Here is a 17,921-nt window from a genome sequence, read left to right as displayed (position 1 = left end):
CTAATCTTGTAAAATTCCAATATTTGGATAACCTCTTTTTTTTCTAATCTTGATAGTTATCCAAGATACCTCTAGCTGCATCAATTACTTTCTCCCGAATATCTTTAGGCTCTAAAACAGTTGCTGTATCCTTAAAGCTCAATACCCACGATATTAGCTCGCTGGAGCTGCGGGCATTCATTGTCAGCACAAAATCACCATTATCAAGGTATTCAACAGACTGCTTATTACTCCATGTCCTTGAAGTCACATAACCGGCGACTTCTTTCTTAAACAAGATCTTGGTTTCAAAGACGTCACCGGAGTTAAACCAGCCGAATGCACCTTCACTCTGGTCAGCAACCATGGGAGCAAGATCGGTGTTTCTATGGGTGATTTCCGCTTGCTTAAAACGATGTAGCAAGAACGTATTATTATGATCGTTGAGTGGTTCAGCGACACCGTCTGCTGTTACCAGACGCCCCACCACATAAAGGTTGTCATGAAAGGCGGTAACTCTGTGCGGAGCTAGAAAATACTCCTTATCTACATTATTTGCTGTTGGAGAATAAGTGATCTTACAGACTTTATGTTTACGAATTGCCTCAATTAAAGTATCTAGAATAGGTTGATATGGGGTATGGTCAACGCTGCCCTTAGTATAAACATCTCCAACTGACAGAAAATCCTCAGTAATAGGCTCATCAGATAGATATGCAGAGGTTTCCTGAATTACCGCATCGATGTTCAGTTTCATCTTTTGAGGGAGCATTTTAACAAGGAAGTTCTTACATAGGGCAAGCTGATAAAGACCTTCTGAATTTATGCTTATCTTTGGAAGATTACGTGGTTTGGAGAGGATATAGACCGTTTCTCTGCCTTTCTTCTGTCTGGTAATTCGTCCATAACCGGATGACTCAATTCTTTCAATAAGCCTTAATACAGACTGTTTGGAGCACTGCAGCTGTTCTGATATATAGGTAAGGCTTAAAGGGTATCTTGCAAATAGCAGTAGAGAATATAGAGCAATTAACTTTTCAGAGGGAGAAGCAATGTTTTGTTTGACGTTTGCTGCCATTAATATGATCCTAAACAAAAAAATTCCGAAATGCTATTTCTAATTTTAAGATTCATATACAAAAACTGATTAAACAGATATCTCGTTTTATGTAAAAAACAGAGTATTTTCTATTGATAGATATCAGAATTTGGAATACAACCAATCAATCTTTAGCGATTAACTTTTGCAGAGTATCCTTTCTCTCTTTTATTTCAATCGTTATATTAAGATTGATTTCCGTTGGTTCCTTATATCTAGAATAGTCTATGGTGCTGGTGTCATTTATTTCTGCTATATCCAATCCCATATAAAGGACAAAAATCCAGAAAAGAATGTCTAGGACAATAATAATCATGTCCTCATTCCATAGATAGATAATTGAATAGCAGAATAAGAAAAACCATAAGATTGACAAGATAGTTGCAATAGGGTGTTTTCTAAAAGGCTCTGAAGCTTCTTTTAGATCTTTTAATGCCTTTCTTAACTCTTCTTCTTGCTTTCTCTTTTTTTCTTCTTTTATCTGATTCTTGTTAAGAGAAAAAAGATTTGAGTTTAGATCCTTGTTCTGGGGTTTATCCATATCCATTTTCTCCCGTTTTCATTTAGCATTTTATAAAGTATAGCTTCGAATTTGCTCTATCCACTGCCAGAAAAATCGATAGAAAAAAATATTTTTTCTTATCTGCTAAACTTTTGAGCGGTTTTATCCTTATCAAGAGGAATTACGTCCACAATTAGGAATACATTTATTTCTGTCATATTCTTATGTAGATACGTTTCATCCCGGCCATAAAAAGTCTCGCAATAGCCAATTCCCATAAACAGAATCATCAGCCAGAATCCAGCAACAAAGGCAATAATAATCCATTCTTCATTCCAGACACTAGAAACAGCATAACAGAACACACACAGCCATAAAATACCCATGGCTGTTGCAATCGGATGCTTACAAAAAGGCTCTGCTGCTACCTTAAAATCTTGCATTGCCTTTTGTCTTTTTTCTTCAGCTAGAAGACGATTTCTCTGTGAAAATAGCTCAGATATGAAAACTAATTCTTTTGCCTTGTTCATACCTAATCTCCTTATAAGGAATATGTTTGATTGCATTAAATATAGCTAATTATCATTCCGGATTTTGATATGAGATTTGATTTAACATTTGAGTGGTTTTGAATCAGTTTTTTTTCTGTCTGCAATTGAAAACCACACAAATGCAGATTTTGATATTTTCTGCTAATTTCACTCTTAACTGAAATTTTTTATGTACCTATCAAGATCTGGAATGTTCCTATTTTATTCTTCAAGAAAAATGGAGGGGAAAGATGGACTTTATAAGGTACATAGCGTCAAAAGATGTTAGACAGTATCTTTACGATATTGATTATAAACTTAGTGCCGATCAGGTAATTTTTGTTGTCTTATCCTGCTCATTTATTAGCGTTAATGAGAAGATAAAGGCTCTAGATGATTATCTTCAAACCTCAGATGGCGTCACTTTAACTTCCATTACCGATGAAAGTTTCTCTGAAACAATAGGTCTTACCTCTCATGAATTTATCAGAAGATATAAAAGAGATGTAGAGACCATGACTGAATTCATGAAGGCTAATACTAGTGGATACTTCTATCAGGCAAGAATTATGTATGAAGGTAATTCAGATCCTGATCTCATAGGCTGCTTTAAAACTTATAAGTCTTGCTTTGAGGCTTTAAGCGAATACTCTAAAGAAAATGTGATGAAGCCGGGGGAACGTTTACGTGTTGATAAAATCCCATTTGACGATGATGATTCAGGAAATGGCGAGAACTATCTGTCAGACTCTAATTATTGTCTCTTTTCGAATAATCTTGAGCTTATGGATATCTATGTTTATGACAATAACTGTAAAACCTACGGCGTTGGTATTGATGGAATGTATGTCGGTATTCCCATGCCTTTTAAAAAAGGGGATATCGTATCTTTAGGCCGAGATATAAATGTAGTGTATCTTGGATACCATCCTGAAAAGCCTGAAGACTACAAACCAGGACGCTCTTATGGAGATATTCTCTTATACGGTATTTATGCAGAGGAATATGGTTTTGATGGAGGCTATGGAATTGTATTTAACTATGACGTTGAATATAAAGACCCAGCTCTGCTATCTGGAGATGATCTTAAGCTAATTCCTCTTAGTAAATATCTAAAAGGGGAAATAGATTCAGATGAGCTTTATAGAAATGTAAGAATCATAGAACTTAAAAAAGAAAAAGAGAAAGAGGATGAATATCTCTCTGTATTCTGCAGTTCTTTAGCTGAATTAGGAATTAAATAAACTGAAACGGTATTCACCAGAGGGGAAGGCGGGTATATCAATGGACTGCATAAAATATGTAAATTCTAAAGATATCAGAAAGTATCTTTATGATATCGACTACAAGCTTAATGTTGAGCAGCAGTTTTTCTTAATTGTAATGTGCGATTTCATAACATTAAATGAAAGACTTGCAGCTCTCGTTGAATTATTGAATTCTACTGAAGATGCAGCAATGACATCAATTTCTAATCATGTTTTTGCTGAGTCTTTAGGCCTTACTGTTCACGAATTTATAAGACGATATATATCAGATAATCAAGCCATGCTTTGTTTTGTAAAAGACGACTCTCCTGATTATATTTACGAAGCGGAGCATTTAGAACGGCATTTAACTGATTTTCATCATATAGGTTATTATCGCAGTTACGATAACGCTCTTGAAGCTATCAGAGAATATGCTGAGGATGAGGATATAGGTGAGGTTCAGGATTACTATCGAATCAGAAAGTTCATATTCTCAGAATGTGTTAAAGAGACTGATACTGTTGATTGTGACGTGGCAGAATGTATTCTTTCAAAAAAATTAGACGTTCTGTCTGTTGACTGCTATTCTGGCTGCGGTCTGAATTTATATGGTGTAGATGAGTCTGCGATGCATATAAGTATACCTATGCCTTTTAAACGCGGAGATATCGTGAAAAGAGCTGGAATTCCATGTGGAGCAATGGATAGAAAGTATCATCCTGAATATGCGGTATTTCTTTCATATACTCCTGCAGGGAAAGAGGATTTAAAAGAAAATCATGATGGAACAGATATTTTGTACTGGGGGCTGTTTCCTGTAGAAAACGGTTTTTACAAAGAGCATTCATGGCTTAACTATGATCTTGAATATGCAGATAAAGATGAGCTTCAAGGTATAAATAGCAAGCTTATTCCGTTAAGTGAAATGGTAAAAGGTAATCTTTCCCCTGATTTGTTTTACAGTGCAGTGCGCTCTATAGAGTTAAAGAATCAGATGCAATCTCTGGAGCAGTATACATAGGTAAACTGAATGGAGTAAGGTGTTCAGATGGACTATATAAGATTTGTAAACTCTCGAGACATCCGAGAATATCTTTATGAGAAAAAGTATTGTCTCAGTGGCGAACAGAAGCTGTTTCTTATAGACAAATGCTATCGTATCCCGCTGGAGGAAAGACTTATCGCATTAGAATCTCTCCTTGCCGCCCCAGATGAAACGGTAACCATAAGACATCCTGACTTTTTCAAAAAACAGCCTAAGGATGGGGATAAGAATGAGTTGGAGAGTCTTCATGGGCTAACAATAGGAATTCTTGAGAATTACAGAACGTTAATAAAGATTCTGAAGACTGAGGAGCCAGAGAGCTATTATGAATTAAGTATTCTAGAAAAAGGCAGTTCTGAGTTTTATTCTTCTGCTCGATTTCCTTCCTTTGATGCTGCTATAAAAGGTTATCAGCAGGAATATCAGGATGACAATGGTAACTCTGTTGCTGTGGTGCAGTTATCTAAATACTACTTTTCAGGTACTAAAGACCTGCGAGGCAATATTGCAGATAAATATGTGAAAGCATTTTTTGACTCTAATTTAAAGCTTATGCATATCTATGATAACGAGTGTCTGCCTCAGGAAAGATTTTTCTACACAACAGACAAACTGTTAATTTACCTTCCAATGCCATTTAGACGCGGTGATATTCTGGTTAATTCCAAAGATTCTGTATATGCGGGACATACTAAGGGCTTTAACTACGATTATGAACCTGGAGAGCCTTTTGTGGCGGATTACTTCATTCCAGATGAGAAAGTATCCAGAGGCATAGATGCTTCAGATATCAACTGTTGCTGCTTTTATTTTGACCGTTTCTGTCAGTACCATCTTACCTCTGAAGTAAATATTCATAATTACGACCTTGAATATTATCGAAAACCACTAAGCGGCAAAGAAAGGTTTCTAAGAATTTATGGAATGAAACTTAGAAACGAATCATCTGTTTCTGATGAGGCATTACTTATTGCCTCTGAATACTGCAGAACTCTAGAAATCCAGAAAGAGCTTAAGCAACAAATGAGTTGGCTGTATTCAGGTGTTGAGTATTATTTCCATGATGATAATGGCAAGGACAATATGGTATATGAGAGACTCTTTGAGCCTGAGGATGACTTACAGTTAATGTACCTGAATGACAGCATTAAAATCTGGCTAGATGATGAAAGAGATGCCCCAGATGGATATATTCAATGTCATAGTGTTAATGAGACCATCAATACAATTCAGTTTTATGAGAAATACTCAGTAGCCATTGTGGAACTGAATCTTGATCATGATCTCGGTGTTTACGCAAAGGATGGAGGCGATGCCATAAAGCTTATAGACTGGCTATGTATGAGAGAAACATTCTACAAGATAGTGCTGCATACAGCCAATCCGGTGGGAAGAGCAAATATGCAGCGAACCATAGACAGATACTGGCCTTCTGATGAAGAAGACTAACCCAACAAGATTTAAGTCCTAGTATTTATCCAGTGTCTTTAAAAGCCTTTCCTTTATTTCAGCTGCAAGATCCAAAGGTTCAAGCAGTTTTGCCTTAAAGTCAAAACTTAGGACAAAGGATATAAGTTCACTTCGGCTAAGTGCAGTCATCTCAAGAATAATACCACCGTCATCCTGAGGTGTGATCTTCTGATCATCACTCCAGATACGATCGCTTATGTAAGTCATAACTTCTTTAGAGAACCAGATCTTAGCCTTAAAAGGTTCATCTCTAAGAAAGCCGAAATCAGAATTTTCTTCCAGATCTTTTACAGGTAAGTCTGCTGATGATCGGTTCTGCATTGTTACTTCAGTGATTCTGTGAACCGAAAATTTTGCAGGTCGCTCTTTTATTATTCTGACCGGTCCTATTTCAGGAACTATCCATCCTATTACATACAGGGAATCATGAAAGGTAAGCAGCATCTGAGGTGCGTAGGCATATTTTTTTACCTCGCCATCAAGTTCCTTTTGGTAGGAAAGCATGCAGCATTTTTTGTTTAAAATGCATTTTTCAATCTCTGCAAGCTGTCGCTGTTTGGATTGATAGTCAATATGCCCTCTGGTAAGACGAGTTCCAACATTCGCGTCCTGATAACTGCTGTAGTCTGCTCGAGGAAGATTTGTCTTTGCCTGCTGCAGGGACATGTTGACCAGCTCCCAGTCTTCTTTTGGCAGCAGTCCCTTTACCAGATCTCGGCACAGGGCAAGCTGTCGCAAACCTGCAGGATCAATGGCTGTTTTAAAAGACATAGATGGACGTTGCAGATGGTAGAACTTCTGGCGACTGGATTTTCTTTCTAACAGATGGCATGGATAGTTCTCGTCAATGCGTCTTAAAAGCCTTGCTACCGTCTGTTTGGAGCAGTTTATGGTTTCGGCAAGATAGGTGAGAGAAAATTCTTTGTCGTTGAATAAAAGCAGCATGAAAAGCTTTAGTAGTTTCTCATCAGGTCTTGCATCCTGATCGTATTTTTCCGGCATATAGTAACCCCTAAGAAATCATTGCCTATCCCATCATTAGAATGGCTGTTTCTGAGAAGCTTCATCAATCAGCCTTAGGCACTGAACTGAAGTCTCCTTCCAAAACTTTACTCTTATCAATTATAGTAATGTTTGAAACGGGGAGGGCACGTTTATATTTAGCAGATGAGATATAGTCTCCAATTACGAATACTTTAAGTCCTCTTACAATAGCCTTTTCCATGGAGTCGATGGTTCCATTTCCATAGTCAGAGCTTACCACCAGATCAGAATTTTCTATAACCATGGTATTTCGCTCAAGATATCCAACTTCGGTCTGAATGATATCGCATAAAGGATTGTTCTTTAGGTCATCACATAATCTCTGGTTATGGTATTTGTTAGGCCTGAAGACTTTGAGTCTGAGTTTGCGCATTAGGGCATACTTCATCGCTTCTGTATCCATGCCAAAGGCTCCTCCGGTTACAATTGTAACGGGAGTATCTCTGTTCATGTCTAAGTATTTATCAAGCCAGATCTTTACGGCTTTGACGGAGGTTTGAGTTGGATTTCTGCTTCCTATTACCGCGATATTTGTCATATATGTAACCTCCTACTTTGATTCTTTATACAGTCTGTTTTTTAGTTTCAGATAATCTGGTATGGGTAGATCATAGGGGAGGGCTATTTCATTTCTGCTTTGATATTCAGAATATTTAATCTTTAGAGTCTCCACAGGATCAACATAATATTTCTCAATATTCATTCTTAGAATTGCATATTCAAATACAGTACATTCTGAAGGTAGTCCTGTAAATCCACAGACGGTTCTTTTACGAATAAAACTGTTGAAATAGTCAACCTCATCATCTGATAGGAACCATTCGGGATTAACAAAATTACTGTTTTTCTCTGCATAGCAAGGACAGTCCATTCTGATTCTGGCAATCGGAGTATCTACGTTAAATTTGATGGATTTAATCATCCATATAACGTTAAGATCACGACTCTCTGAAGGACAGACCATGAATCGTATATTCCGTTTCTTATCAAAAGCGACGGTTGCTGATTCATTTAATAGTTCACACAGTCTCTGTTTTTTATTGATTTTAGTCATATAGAAATTCCTCACCCCACCCTCACGTTTTTTACTGCTAATGTCTGGTAGTAAAAGTTAAATGTACTTTGTACCACTGTAATTTGTTGACCAAAACACTAAACCAAAAGTCGTCGGTCACACGCACTACGGTGCTTAATACCTTTATAGGCTGACATTCACCCAATAGAAAACGCTACACCTATAACTAATTATTCCTCGATAAGATCAGTATTCCAATTTGCCTTTTGAATCTTCACTTCGAGTTCTCTCAGTTCCTTAGATAGAGAATCAAGTTTTTTCTGCAGCTCTTTAACTTCAATGCATGGCCTGATTTTTATTTCCGAACCGCGAGCTCTGTCTGTTGACTGTCTTGAGGTATCTGTAAAGTCTTTATAAGCTTTGATTTCAAGCAGTAGACAGTCACGTCTTGCAATCATGTCGGTAAGACTTTCTTTTTCAATTACAGTTCTGCAGTTAGTCTTGTTGATCTGGCTTATAAGAACTCTGAGTCTCTGTATAGTAGATGATAGTTCCGGTAAAAGTTCCTTTGGATCCTCTCCAGGAGCTTCCTGTTCCTGAACCAGAATGTTGTCATCAATGCGCTCAGAAATTGCTGAGATTTTTGCCTTGAGCTCAGCTCTTTCCATTAATGCTTCTGCAAGAGTCATATCTGTCTCCTATATTTAAGTTCAAAATAAGTGTAATGAATGATTGTTCCAGAATCTGAAAACTGTCATTCAATATTTTTGTGGGAATCAGATAGGAATTGACATACTCAAAACTCCTTTTTTTTATTGAATCATCTCTTCTATTTCAACATTTAAACTGAATTTAAATTCTGTTGCATAGATGATCTCATGAATCGAGTAGTTCAGATGGTCGGTCATATTATGCAAGATATATCCGACATTGTTGATTTTCTCAATTTCCGGCAGCAGATAATGACAGCCGCATTCTCCTGAAAGCAGGTGACTCCAGTCATCCTCATAGTCGCAAAGATACAGAAAATGGTTTAATGAAGGAAATTTCTCTCTGAAAACGTACAGTTTATGAGCCGATTCCTGCAGAGTTGAATTGAATTCCGGATTGCACATATATTCCCAGAGTTTTTTCATCCTTTCACTCTGATCCGGATATTCCTTTGGAAGATTCTTATTAAGATCAATTGATGCCTCAATATTAAACAGGTTGTCTTTTATAAAAGGCTTTACTCTTGTATATATTTCAAGGGCTTTCTGATAAAGCTCTTTCAGTTTGTTCATAATCAGACTGTTGAACCTCTCGAAAAGAGGAAGGTTGAATTTATGAACAAGAGGATGATTTTCTAAATTAACTAGGTACTTTCTTAATTCAAAAAGATGATTTAGAACTCTTAATAACTGGTCTTCGGAAGAATCTATTAAATGTTTTTTATAAAGATTCTCATAAGTACTTTTGTATGGAAAAATATAATCGTCCCATTTATCTAAATCGTAAGAGTAGGCACCTGCTATCATTAGGATTACATTTTCAACTGTTTTCAATGAGTACTCAGAAACTGGAGGTAAAAATTCAGTAAGCGCCTCCTTTTCGATTTGTTCTTTAAATCGCAGAATAACTCTTTCTTTCCAAAGAGAGATATAGGCTTTTTTTAATTCCTCAGAGTTACTTTTATAAATGTTATCTCGAAGATTATCTATACAATAGTCAATCTTCTCAAAGTCAGCTGATGCGATAGCTTTATCGATATCTTTTTCAGTAATCTTTATATCAGAACCTGCCATATACTTTCCTCTCGTATTCATCCCTTTAATCTGGAGTAGATGTATTTTTACAATCAGTCAATCCAGCAAGAGCCTCTTAAAAACATCCAGGCGATTTTCTGTCCTTCGTTTTTACCCTTGATTTCCGATGAATCTTCATCTGTATAATGCAAAAATTTGCTGCAGTTTCTGGCAAGATCGTAGTTGTTGATTTTAAGATTAGAGAATTCAGACTGTTCTTTAAACCAGGCATATAGCTCTTCTTTCAGCTTATTGCTTAATTTCCCCTTAAAGACTATATCCTCAAGTTTTTCTGGAAAAACATTTTTCAACTCAACAAAACCTAGGAGTTTAAACTCAGGATCATAAACAAAAAGGTATTCGGCATATTCATTTGGAAGATGATGCTGTTTTCTCTTTGATCCTTTAATTACACAGACAAAAGGCAAGTTAGCGTCTTTGAGGCTTACAACAACATTTAAGTTCAGCATAGAAATGCTCCTTTATTGAATCTTGTTTATGGTGGGAAATGGTATTTATCTACATTTTTCTTTCCTCTAAAGTAAAGCTGCTGTGTTTGCGTATCGTTTTGTGATTTTTTTCTTTATTTCTGACATAAGGATAAAGGGTGAACATTCCATATTCTGATATGTATTTTTTTTTATATTTTTTGAGTAAAGAAATAATTTAATAGACCTCATAATCTGGAATAGTAAGAGCTTAAACTATGGATAAAACTGTTTGTAGAACTTAAGTCATTCTTTGTAAGACGGATAACAATAAGCAAAAAGAGGTAATCATGCGGGTATTGTGTTTATTAAGAGGTATTCCTGCATCAGGGAAATCCTTCTGGATTCATGAGAATAATCTTGAAGAATATACACTCTGTGCAGACAATTTTCGATTAGCCTACAGTTCTCCTGTGCTTCTGCCTAATGGTGATAGCTGTATCAGCCAGAATAACGATAAAGAGATATGGAATCTACTCTTTGACTGCCTTGAGAAAAGAATGATGCAGGGTCAATTTACAGTGGTAGATGCTACTCATACCTCTAATCATAATTTACCTGAATACAAAGAACTTGCTGAGAAATACAAATATAGAATCTACTGTGTGGATTTCTCCGATGTACCTCTAGAAGAATGTATTTCAAGAAATGAGGGACGTACATATAGAAAGGTTCCAGAAAATGTTATCAGAAGAATGTATCAGAGAATGAAGGAGCAGAAACTTCCAGGATGGCTTAAGCTTGTCAAAAAGGAAGAATTCTGTTCTACAATTTTGTATCGTGAGCATGATTTTGACCGTTATGACAATGTCTATGTAATCGGAGATATTCATGGTTGCAATACTGTTCTACAGAATTTTTTACAGGATAACGGAAATCTTTCTGATAAGAACCTTTATGTGTTCTTAGGAGATTACCTTGATAGAGGCAAGGAAAACCTTGAGGTTTTAAATTTTCTGATATCAATAATGAATAAAGAGAATGTTATTCTTTTAGAAGGTAATCATGAGAACTCTATTAAGTGTTTTCTGAATAATGAGGCAATACGTTCTCATTACTTTAAATACATAACTCTACCAGAAATTGAGAACAAGATTGACAAAAATCAGCTTAGAGTTTTTTACAGAAAACTTGCCCAATGCTACTGTGGCAGGATGAGTGTAGGAGGGAAGATACTACATCTAACCATGTCCCATGGTGGCATTCCTTATACTGGCAGAAATCCTGTTTATATCAATGCCTCAGAATACATCAAGGGAGTTGGCAGATACGAGGATTATATGAATGTTGCAAGACATTGGTATGAGCATGCGCCTTCTGACTGCATTCAGTTTTTCGGACATCGTAATACCGAAGAATCTCCTGTCAAACTCTTTGATAATGTTTATGACCTTGAGGGACAGGTTGAACAGGGAGGATGCCTTAGATCTGTAAAAATAAATTCCGAGGGAATTTTCCCTCTGGAATATAGGAATTCGGTATTCAAGGTAAAAGAGTCTGCTAAAAAGGACGACAGCAGAGCGCTTGTAGGAAAAACTATAGATGAACTTAGAGGTTCTAAATTTATTGATGAGAAAATCTTTGGCAATCTCTCATCCTTTAATTTTACCAGAGAAGCTTTCAACAACAGTCGCTGGAACAGTCTGACGGTTCTTGCTAGAGGGCTTTATATTGATACTAGTGAACTTAAGGTTGTTGCAAGGGGGTATGACAAATTCTTCAACATTGATGAGAACCGTATTACCTATTTAGGCAATCACAAGGATAAACTTAAATATCCTCTTACAGTCTATAAGAAGGAAAACGGCTTTTTAATTCTAATCTCAGTTTATAAGGGAGAACTATTCATAACAACCAAGGCAAATCCAGAAGGAAAGATGGCAGAACTAGCTAGAGAGCTTGTAGGAAAAATGCTCAAAACAGAGTTTTCTACTGTGCTTAAGAATTATCTAAGTCAGAACAACTGTACTCTTCTGTGTGAAGGTATAAGTCCATCTAAAGACCCTCATATCGTCAGCTATAAAGAAGATGATCTTATTATGCTGGATCTTCTGAAAAATGAACTTGTGTATGAAAAATTGCCTTACTCTGAACTTAAGAGTCTCTCCGAGAAGATTAATCTTAAATGTAAGGTACTTGAACCAATAAGTATTAACAGCTATGAAGAGTTCTGTGCCTTTTACAAGAAGTATTCTGAGGATATCAATGCTTCCAAAGATGAGGGGTTTGTTATTGAGGATGCAAATGGATTCCAGGTTAAGCTGAAAACTTGCTATTACCGCTATTGGAAGCAGATGAGAACAGTAGTCGGTCGTTTCAGAAAAGGGGAGTCCATCAAAAACAGTCTGCCTAAAGGAGGTGTCGTTTTTGGGCATTGGCTTCAGACAAAAAATGCAGAGAAACTGCCTATAGACATTATTACCATTCGAGATATTTATGCCAAGGAAACAGGTAATAATCTTTAGAATGATTAGTTAATTATCAACAACAGAGAGTTCCTGCTACAGCCTTGCAGGGGCTTTTGTCTGGAAGTTGTATGACCTCTTAAAATGAGAACCTATTTTTGACTGAGTAATTCATCTGGATCTATATAGCAAATAGCATATTTCATAGATGATATTTCATTTGTATAGGGCTTATAGTCCTTTATCTGATGCTCCTCATCTGTAATCACGGTATAACTGCAGCCTCTGTAGAATTCTTCTGCTTCTCTATAATTCAGGACAGTATCCCTTCTGCCTAAGACTATATATCTTGGTATACCATGTTCGTTTAACTTTCCAGAAAAACTGTAGCTGTTAATCAGCTCATCAGTTAATTCATAGGTCTGACCGGTAGCAAAGTTACGATTGAGCCCTTTAAACTGTAACAGTGTCTTCTTTGGATTGATTACAGGATTGAAGAGTACACAATGATAGCATTTTAGTACAGAGATAACCGCAGCATAGTAACCTCCCATGGAACTTCCGATGATAACCATATTCTCAAGATCTTCTATCTGGTTATCAAGCTCTTCAATCTCATGCAGAAGATAGGCGATATTCTCATCAAATGGACGATCACACTGCCATTCCAGTCTTACCACCTTTTCCCCCAGGCAGTTTTCTAAAAGAGAAGCGGATCTTTTACCATCTGAGTTTAAGCCATGTATATAAACGTACATATCACATATCTTAAAGTAAAGGGGGCTATTTAAGTTGAATTCCCCCTTATTCCACACAAAAAATGACTGAAATCTATAGCCGAATTACAGACATAAATAACAAGAACGGCCTTATGTTTTAGCGCTAGAAATTATTTATCATACATGTCATCAATGGCAGCGCATATCTCCTGGTTTCTTGCAAGAATTTCTCCCAAATCATTTCTGTATTTATCTGAGTCATAATACTCACAAATACAGGTTTCAAGGAGAGATGAGCATTTTAGTTCTTCTTCATATGAACTAGGCCTGATGTCATACATTTCAAGTAACTTTAGGAAATACTCTTTTTTTGCAGTTAGATATTCAATGCTATCTTTTGAATAATAAGATGGAGCTGTCAGTTTTTCATTGGTAATCATACTAATGCATTTACTCAAATGCTTAATGATAAAATCACAAGATGGCAAATATAATTCTTTGCGCACTGAAAATATTAGGCCGGATACGTTCACATCAAACTGCTGCTTTTCGAATAACGACCTTAGATGATTCAGCTTTTCATCGTCAGGAGTTTTATAGAAATTTGCCAAAGCTAAAAGCAGGTCTTTGTCTTTTAAAAACTCTCTCCTGTAGAAATCGCATTGAAATCCATATGCTCTAAAGAAACCTCCCCAAAATACCTCAATATAGTCATTCCAGATCTGATTATCTGAACTATATGAAACTATATTCTCAGAAGATCTCTGCATTCTGATAAAAGCTTCTGTTTTAGAAGTCTCTTCATCAGAGAATTCATCTGAAATAATGATACTTTCTTTGTTTCTATTATTTGCAGCTAATTTATTTTTAAGATTTTCGAAAATAGAATCTGCAGCATCCTTGGTATCAACACTGAAATACCTTGGATCATATTCTCCGTCATATAGCTCTCTAAACATTCTTCACCTCTGAAATCAAAGAAAGATATGATCTATTCATAGTTCGTTACTCTCGTTTAAACTGTCGAAATCGTCCCAATCCCTGATCATCTTTTGGACCTGATTTACTTCTTTGCCTGTAAAACCACACAAATTGCCGACTCTATAAAAGTTCATTGGTAATAAAGAGGTTCCATAACCTGCAGTCTGAACCACAAATACATTGAGTTTTGGGTTAATTCTGCGATAGCTTTTTATGACCTCCTCGCAGGAATAATAGGAACTGTCCTGAGAATCTGTATAAATGAAGACATTGTCATACACAACCTCGGAATCATAAAGGGCTATATACAGAGATCTCTCAATCTCAGTTCTGCGGAACATGGAAGGATCTTTTCTTATAATACTATCAAGTTCAATAAATTGAGAAAGAACATCTTTAGTTTTAGATACTTCATATCCAAATGTATCAACGGAAAAAGGATAGATTTTGGCATAATCTGATTTCACTCCTGTAATCACTGCCGACAAATTATTCACCTCACGACAGGTGATTTCAGAATTTTTAGATACGCACTCTGTATTTGTTGATCTGGAGTTGTCAGATAAAATAAGAGTATTACCCTTGAGTTTTTCCAAATTGTTTATAGAACCTTCCAAAAGAGAAGAAATGCAGCTTAAAATCTTGTCTTTGCATAAGGAATCTTCATCTTTTATAGCCTCATAGGCGATAAGATAACGATATGGCTGAAGATTTACACCAGATGACTTAAGCGACGATATGACCTTATCTACAAGTACAGGATCATTTACTGACCTGATAATTCCTCTAAGGTTTCTTAGAAGGGCTAAATAAGGAACCTCTATTGTTTTAAGGATCTCATTCCAACTTTTGCCTGAGGAATGAAGTTCTTCCCAGGTTACCTCACTTTCACTGAGTTTTAGACATCCGTTTTTAAGCAACTCGTCAATATCTGAATTATGGGCATGGCAGATCTTGATGATATCAAACAGATTTGCCTTGTTCTTGTATTTCTGAAGCTGATATCTAGATAAGCCTTCAATTCTTTTCTTCCATAATCTTTTAAGAAAAGACGGAAGTTTGTTCTTGTTTTTGTAAAAAAACAGATAGAGGTCAAACTGTTTTTTTATGTCCATAGGACTTTTTGTTATCCTTTTAAATCCTTCTCTGATTTCGTCTCTCCATCCTCTATAGGGATGAAGCATATACATCAGAAGAAAGATAGGATTGAGCCTCATTTCATAGTCTTCGTAGAGTTCAACAGCAACCTTAACAACTGCAGCAGGATCAGTCTCTAAAGCATCTTGAATAATTTTTTCCGAGTACTTTCTTGAGTCCTCATCATATCTAAGATAGAACTTTGTCTCGTTATAAATTCCTGATGCAAAATGCTGTTTTAGCGCTGTTACTGGATAAAGCCTGCAGTTCCATCCACCCTCATAGGAAGGAATATAGTTAGGCTTACGCAGTCTACTTATATTTTTTCTATATTCAAATGTTTCGTATAGGTTAGGAAATATAGACATATCAACACCTCTTTTAAGGCGGTCTTAGTATTTGTTTGGTTGGAGCTGAAAGGCGAGGGTAAAGCACTCTGAGAAATTAAGGACCGCAAGCATAAGATAAATGAAAGTAAACGATCCCACGAATACAACGCCCGCCGGCACCGGCACAAAGAATATGGCGCTGCATCGTTTTTACGCTTCAGAGTGCTTTACTCTTAGCTCTCATTTATAGAATAACTGCATATCATTCCAGATCTTGATTGGTATAAAAATGAAAAATTCTAATTCTCGAAAAAATTAAATAATACCTTTATATATAAAGTTTTTTTTCGTTATTTGTTGATAACAGCCTTACTTTATTTTTATATAAAGCTCTCTGCACTTCGTTAGCACTGACTCGTAAGCTTCAAGGTTATGTTTTACTTTATCAAGGTTAAAGGACTCTTCACTGTATTTTATAGATCTGATTATCTCAGGATAGCTGAACTGTATATGATCCAGCAGATCATCGCATGTAATCATGTCGCTAACGTCATAGCATTTAATCTTTCTAATGTATCTTGTATCAAGCTGAATTGCTCTAAGTATTCTCTCAAATAACTCCATATATAAATCACGGTTAGTTTTGTTCAGAACCTGATCTTCGGCGCTATCATTATCAAGACAAAATGAAGTCAACTCCATTGCCATCAACATGGCATATTTCACAAGAGTATTTCTTCGCCTGAGAGCAATTTGGCGTAAGAACTTTCTTCTCATCATGTACTCCTAAATTTAATTGCTGTTGTTATCAAAAAAGGGATTATCCACAGAGAAAAATATTTCTGGCATCTAGCTTTCTGATTGCATAAAGCATAAGTCACGAATATTCCAGATTCCGAATGGTTATGATTTCTTTATTGGGCTTTCGTTAAAGAATATTTTCGATAGTTTTCAGGTTCTGGAATGATGATTCTTTATTCTAAAGAAAAAAAATTCTGTAATTGATTGCGTTAATCTGTCTTGGAGAATTTACAGATTATGTCTTCAGCATTAAAGAAAAAGGTTGTTATAAACAATAAGTCAGCGTTGGAAGATCTTGTTTATACCTTGATTATTCTGCATGGGCCTAATTGCTCTTTAAATCATATCGATGTCTCAGGCATTACTGATTTTAGCGGACTGTTTAGCAACACTGACTTTAATGGAGATATAAGCCAGTGGAATGTTTCTAATGCCAGAAACATGGACTCTATGTTTTTCAATTCTAAATTCAATGGAGATATCAGTAACTGGAATGTATCCCATGTACGAAGCATGAAGCAAATGTTCTTTTCTTCCAAATTTAATGGTGACATTTCAACGTGGAATGTGTGTAGAGTAAGAAACATGTCATATATGTTTAGTTCATCAATTTTCAATGGTGATATTTCCAAATGGAATGTCTGCAAAGTAACCGATATGTCCCATATGTTTTATGTGTCTAATTTCAATCAAGACGTATCAAAATGGAATGTTTCTCGTGTAAAAAATATGGAGAAGATGTTTTATGCCTCAGCTTTTAATAAAGATCTATCAGGATGGAGAGTTCCTCTAGTATTAAAACCCAAGCATTTTCTCTCCAAAAATGTTTGCAAAGATTTTGAACCTAAATGGGTTCGTTTTCCTCAAAAAGAAGCGGATTTAAATGATAATTTAAGCAAAGAGCTCGTGTTTGATTATTTTCATGCAGATGAATTAAAAATAGCTGATTTCGAGGTTGAAATTACAGGACTTGATTTTTCATATTCCCCTGAGCACAACTTCTTGAGGTACGTAAAAATTAGCTGGGTGGCAATAGGTAAGGATGAGTATGACGATTTTGAATTGTTTCAAACTGCTAACGGTCAATGGTTTTTTGAAGCTTACCCATACGATCAGACAGATGAGCGACCTTTGTGTGCAGCAATTTTAAGGGGGCTTCACAAGAGCAACCTGTCAAATCGTATTTATCTCAAATTAAATATCAATAACAGTCTTGAACGTATTTTTAAGACTATGAGGCTTGCTGAGGAGTACTACGATGACTGGGATTGATGGATTAATTTTTCAATGAAGCAAATTCAATTATAGAGAAAAGACTTAACGACAAGTTTATTCTTTTTTGT

The 17,921-nt window shown here is 36.0% G+C and carries 18 protein-coding genes; 5 read left to right on the top strand and 13 right to left on the bottom strand.

What is annotated here, in order from left to right; all coding sequences use genetic code 11:
* Positions 1–43: 43 nt before the first annotated feature.
* The 3 genes from BM308_RS00280 to BM308_RS00270 form a co-directional block, all read right to left on the bottom strand.
* Complete coding sequence (locus BM308_RS00280; protein ID WP_074942305.1) at positions 44–1,057, bottom strand: helix-turn-helix transcriptional regulator; 1,014 nt, start codon at positions 1,055–1,057, stop codon at positions 44–46.
* Positions 1,058–1,202: 145 nt separating this feature from the next.
* Positions 1,203–1,625 (bottom strand): hypothetical protein, encoded by a 423-nt coding sequence (locus BM308_RS00275; protein ID WP_074942304.1) that lies wholly within the window; start codon positions 1,623–1,625, stop codon positions 1,203–1,205.
* Between the two features lie 92 nt (positions 1,626–1,717).
* Positions 1,718–2,110 carry a hypothetical protein gene (locus BM308_RS00270; RefSeq protein WP_074942303.1) on the bottom strand — a complete coding sequence of 131 codons (393 nt, stop codon included), beginning with the start codon at positions 2,108–2,110 and terminating at the stop codon, positions 1,718–1,720.
* Positions 2,111–2,361: 251 nt separating this feature from the next.
* On the opposite strand from BM308_RS00270, the gene BM308_RS00265 reads away from it, so the two are divergent.
* Genes BM308_RS00265 through BM308_RS00255 form a run of 3 tightly spaced genes read left to right on the top strand, consistent with a single transcriptional unit; the run spans position 2,362 to position 5,854 of the window.
* Positions 2,362–3,354, top strand: coding sequence for a hypothetical protein (locus tag BM308_RS00265; RefSeq protein ID WP_074942302.1), 993 nt, complete (start codon positions 2,362–2,364; stop codon positions 3,352–3,354).
* 40 nt (positions 3,355–3,394) lie between these two features.
* The gene (locus tag BM308_RS00260; RefSeq protein ID WP_074942301.1) at positions 3,395–4,381 is read left to right on the top strand and encodes a hypothetical protein; all 987 of its coding nucleotides are present in this window, start codon (positions 3,395–3,397) and stop codon (positions 4,379–4,381) included.
* Between the two features lie 27 nt (positions 4,382–4,408).
* The gene (locus tag BM308_RS00255; RefSeq protein ID WP_074942300.1) at positions 4,409–5,854 is read left to right on the top strand and encodes a cyclic-phosphate processing receiver domain-containing protein; all 1,446 of its coding nucleotides are present in this window, start codon (positions 4,409–4,411) and stop codon (positions 5,852–5,854) included.
* Positions 5,855–5,872: 18 nt separating this feature from the next.
* On the opposite strand, the gene BM308_RS00250 is transcribed toward BM308_RS00255, so the two are convergent.
* The 6 genes from BM308_RS00250 to BM308_RS00225 all read right to left on the bottom strand — a co-directional run bounded on the left by BM308_RS00250 (position 5,873) and on the right by BM308_RS00225 (position 10,188).
* The gene (locus BM308_RS00250; RefSeq protein ID WP_074942299.1) at positions 5,873–6,877 is read right to left on the bottom strand and encodes a helix-turn-helix transcriptional regulator; all 1,005 of its coding nucleotides are present in this window, start codon (positions 6,875–6,877) and stop codon (positions 5,873–5,875) included.
* A 64-nt stretch (positions 6,878–6,941) separates the two neighbouring features.
* Positions 6,942–7,457, bottom strand: coding sequence for a DNA-processing protein DprA (locus tag BM308_RS00245; protein ID WP_074942298.1), 516 nt, complete (start codon positions 7,455–7,457; stop codon positions 6,942–6,944).
* Between the two features lie 12 nt (positions 7,458–7,469).
* Positions 7,470–7,973 carry a hypothetical protein gene (locus BM308_RS00240; RefSeq protein ID WP_074942297.1) on the bottom strand — a complete coding sequence of 168 codons (504 nt, stop codon included), beginning with the start codon at positions 7,971–7,973 and terminating at the stop codon, positions 7,470–7,472.
* Positions 7,974–8,164: 191 nt separating this feature from the next.
* Positions 8,165–8,623 carry a DIP1984 family protein gene (locus BM308_RS00235; RefSeq protein ID WP_074942296.1) on the bottom strand — a complete coding sequence of 153 codons (459 nt, stop codon included), beginning with the start codon at positions 8,621–8,623 and terminating at the stop codon, positions 8,165–8,167.
* 123 nt (positions 8,624–8,746) lie between these two features.
* Entirely contained in the window at positions 8,747–9,718 is a 972-nt protein-coding gene (locus BM308_RS00230) for a hypothetical protein (protein WP_074942295.1), read from the bottom strand.
* 53 nt (positions 9,719–9,771) lie between these two features.
* A complete protein-coding gene (locus BM308_RS00225) occupies positions 9,772–10,188 on the bottom strand; it encodes a hypothetical protein (RefSeq protein WP_074942294.1) in 417 nt (138 codons plus the stop codon).
* A 308-nt stretch (positions 10,189–10,496) separates the two neighbouring features.
* On the opposite strand from BM308_RS00225, the gene BM308_RS00220 reads away from it, so the two are divergent.
* Entirely contained in the window at positions 10,497–12,671 is a 2,175-nt protein-coding gene (locus tag BM308_RS00220) for an RNA ligase (RefSeq protein WP_074942293.1), read from the top strand.
* A gap of 92 nt (positions 12,672–12,763) precedes the next feature.
* Here the strand turns inward: BM308_RS00220 and BM308_RS00215 are convergent, their stop codons facing one another.
* The 4 genes from BM308_RS00215 to BM308_RS00200 all read right to left on the bottom strand — a co-directional run bounded on the left by BM308_RS00215 (position 12,764) and on the right by BM308_RS00200 (position 16,554).
* Positions 12,764–13,369: a YqiA/YcfP family alpha/beta fold hydrolase gene (locus BM308_RS00215; protein ID WP_074942292.1), complete on the bottom strand. Its 606-nt coding sequence runs from the start codon at positions 13,367–13,369 to the stop codon at positions 12,764–12,766.
* A gap of 131 nt (positions 13,370–13,500) precedes the next feature.
* Positions 13,501–14,289, bottom strand: coding sequence for a hypothetical protein (locus BM308_RS00210; RefSeq protein WP_074942291.1), 789 nt, complete (start codon positions 14,287–14,289; stop codon positions 13,501–13,503).
* A gap of 36 nt (positions 14,290–14,325) precedes the next feature.
* Positions 14,326–15,816: a hypothetical protein gene (locus BM308_RS00205; RefSeq protein ID WP_074942290.1), complete on the bottom strand. Its 1,491-nt coding sequence runs from the start codon at positions 15,814–15,816 to the stop codon at positions 14,326–14,328.
* Between the two features lie 330 nt (positions 15,817–16,146).
* On the bottom strand, positions 16,147–16,554 hold the full coding sequence (locus BM308_RS00200; protein ID WP_074942289.1) for a hypothetical protein: 408 nt from the start codon (positions 16,552–16,554) through the stop codon (positions 16,147–16,149).
* Positions 16,555–16,815: 261 nt separating this feature from the next.
* Between BM308_RS00200 and BM308_RS00195 the strand changes: the two genes are divergently transcribed.
* Complete coding sequence (locus tag BM308_RS00195; protein ID WP_074942288.1) at positions 16,816–17,850, top strand: BspA family leucine-rich repeat surface protein; 1,035 nt, start codon at positions 16,816–16,818, stop codon at positions 17,848–17,850.
* The last annotated feature ends 71 nt before the right edge of the window (positions 17,851–17,921 follow it).

Origin of the sequence: Succinivibrio dextrinosolvens, from assembly GCF_900116345.1 — a bacterium.
Lineage (GTDB): Bacteria > Pseudomonadota > Gammaproteobacteria > Enterobacterales > Succinivibrionaceae > Succinivibrio > Succinivibrio dextrinosolvens_B.
The sequence above is the reverse complement of the archived record's forward strand: the minus strand, read 5'-3'. Positions and strand labels throughout refer to the sequence as shown.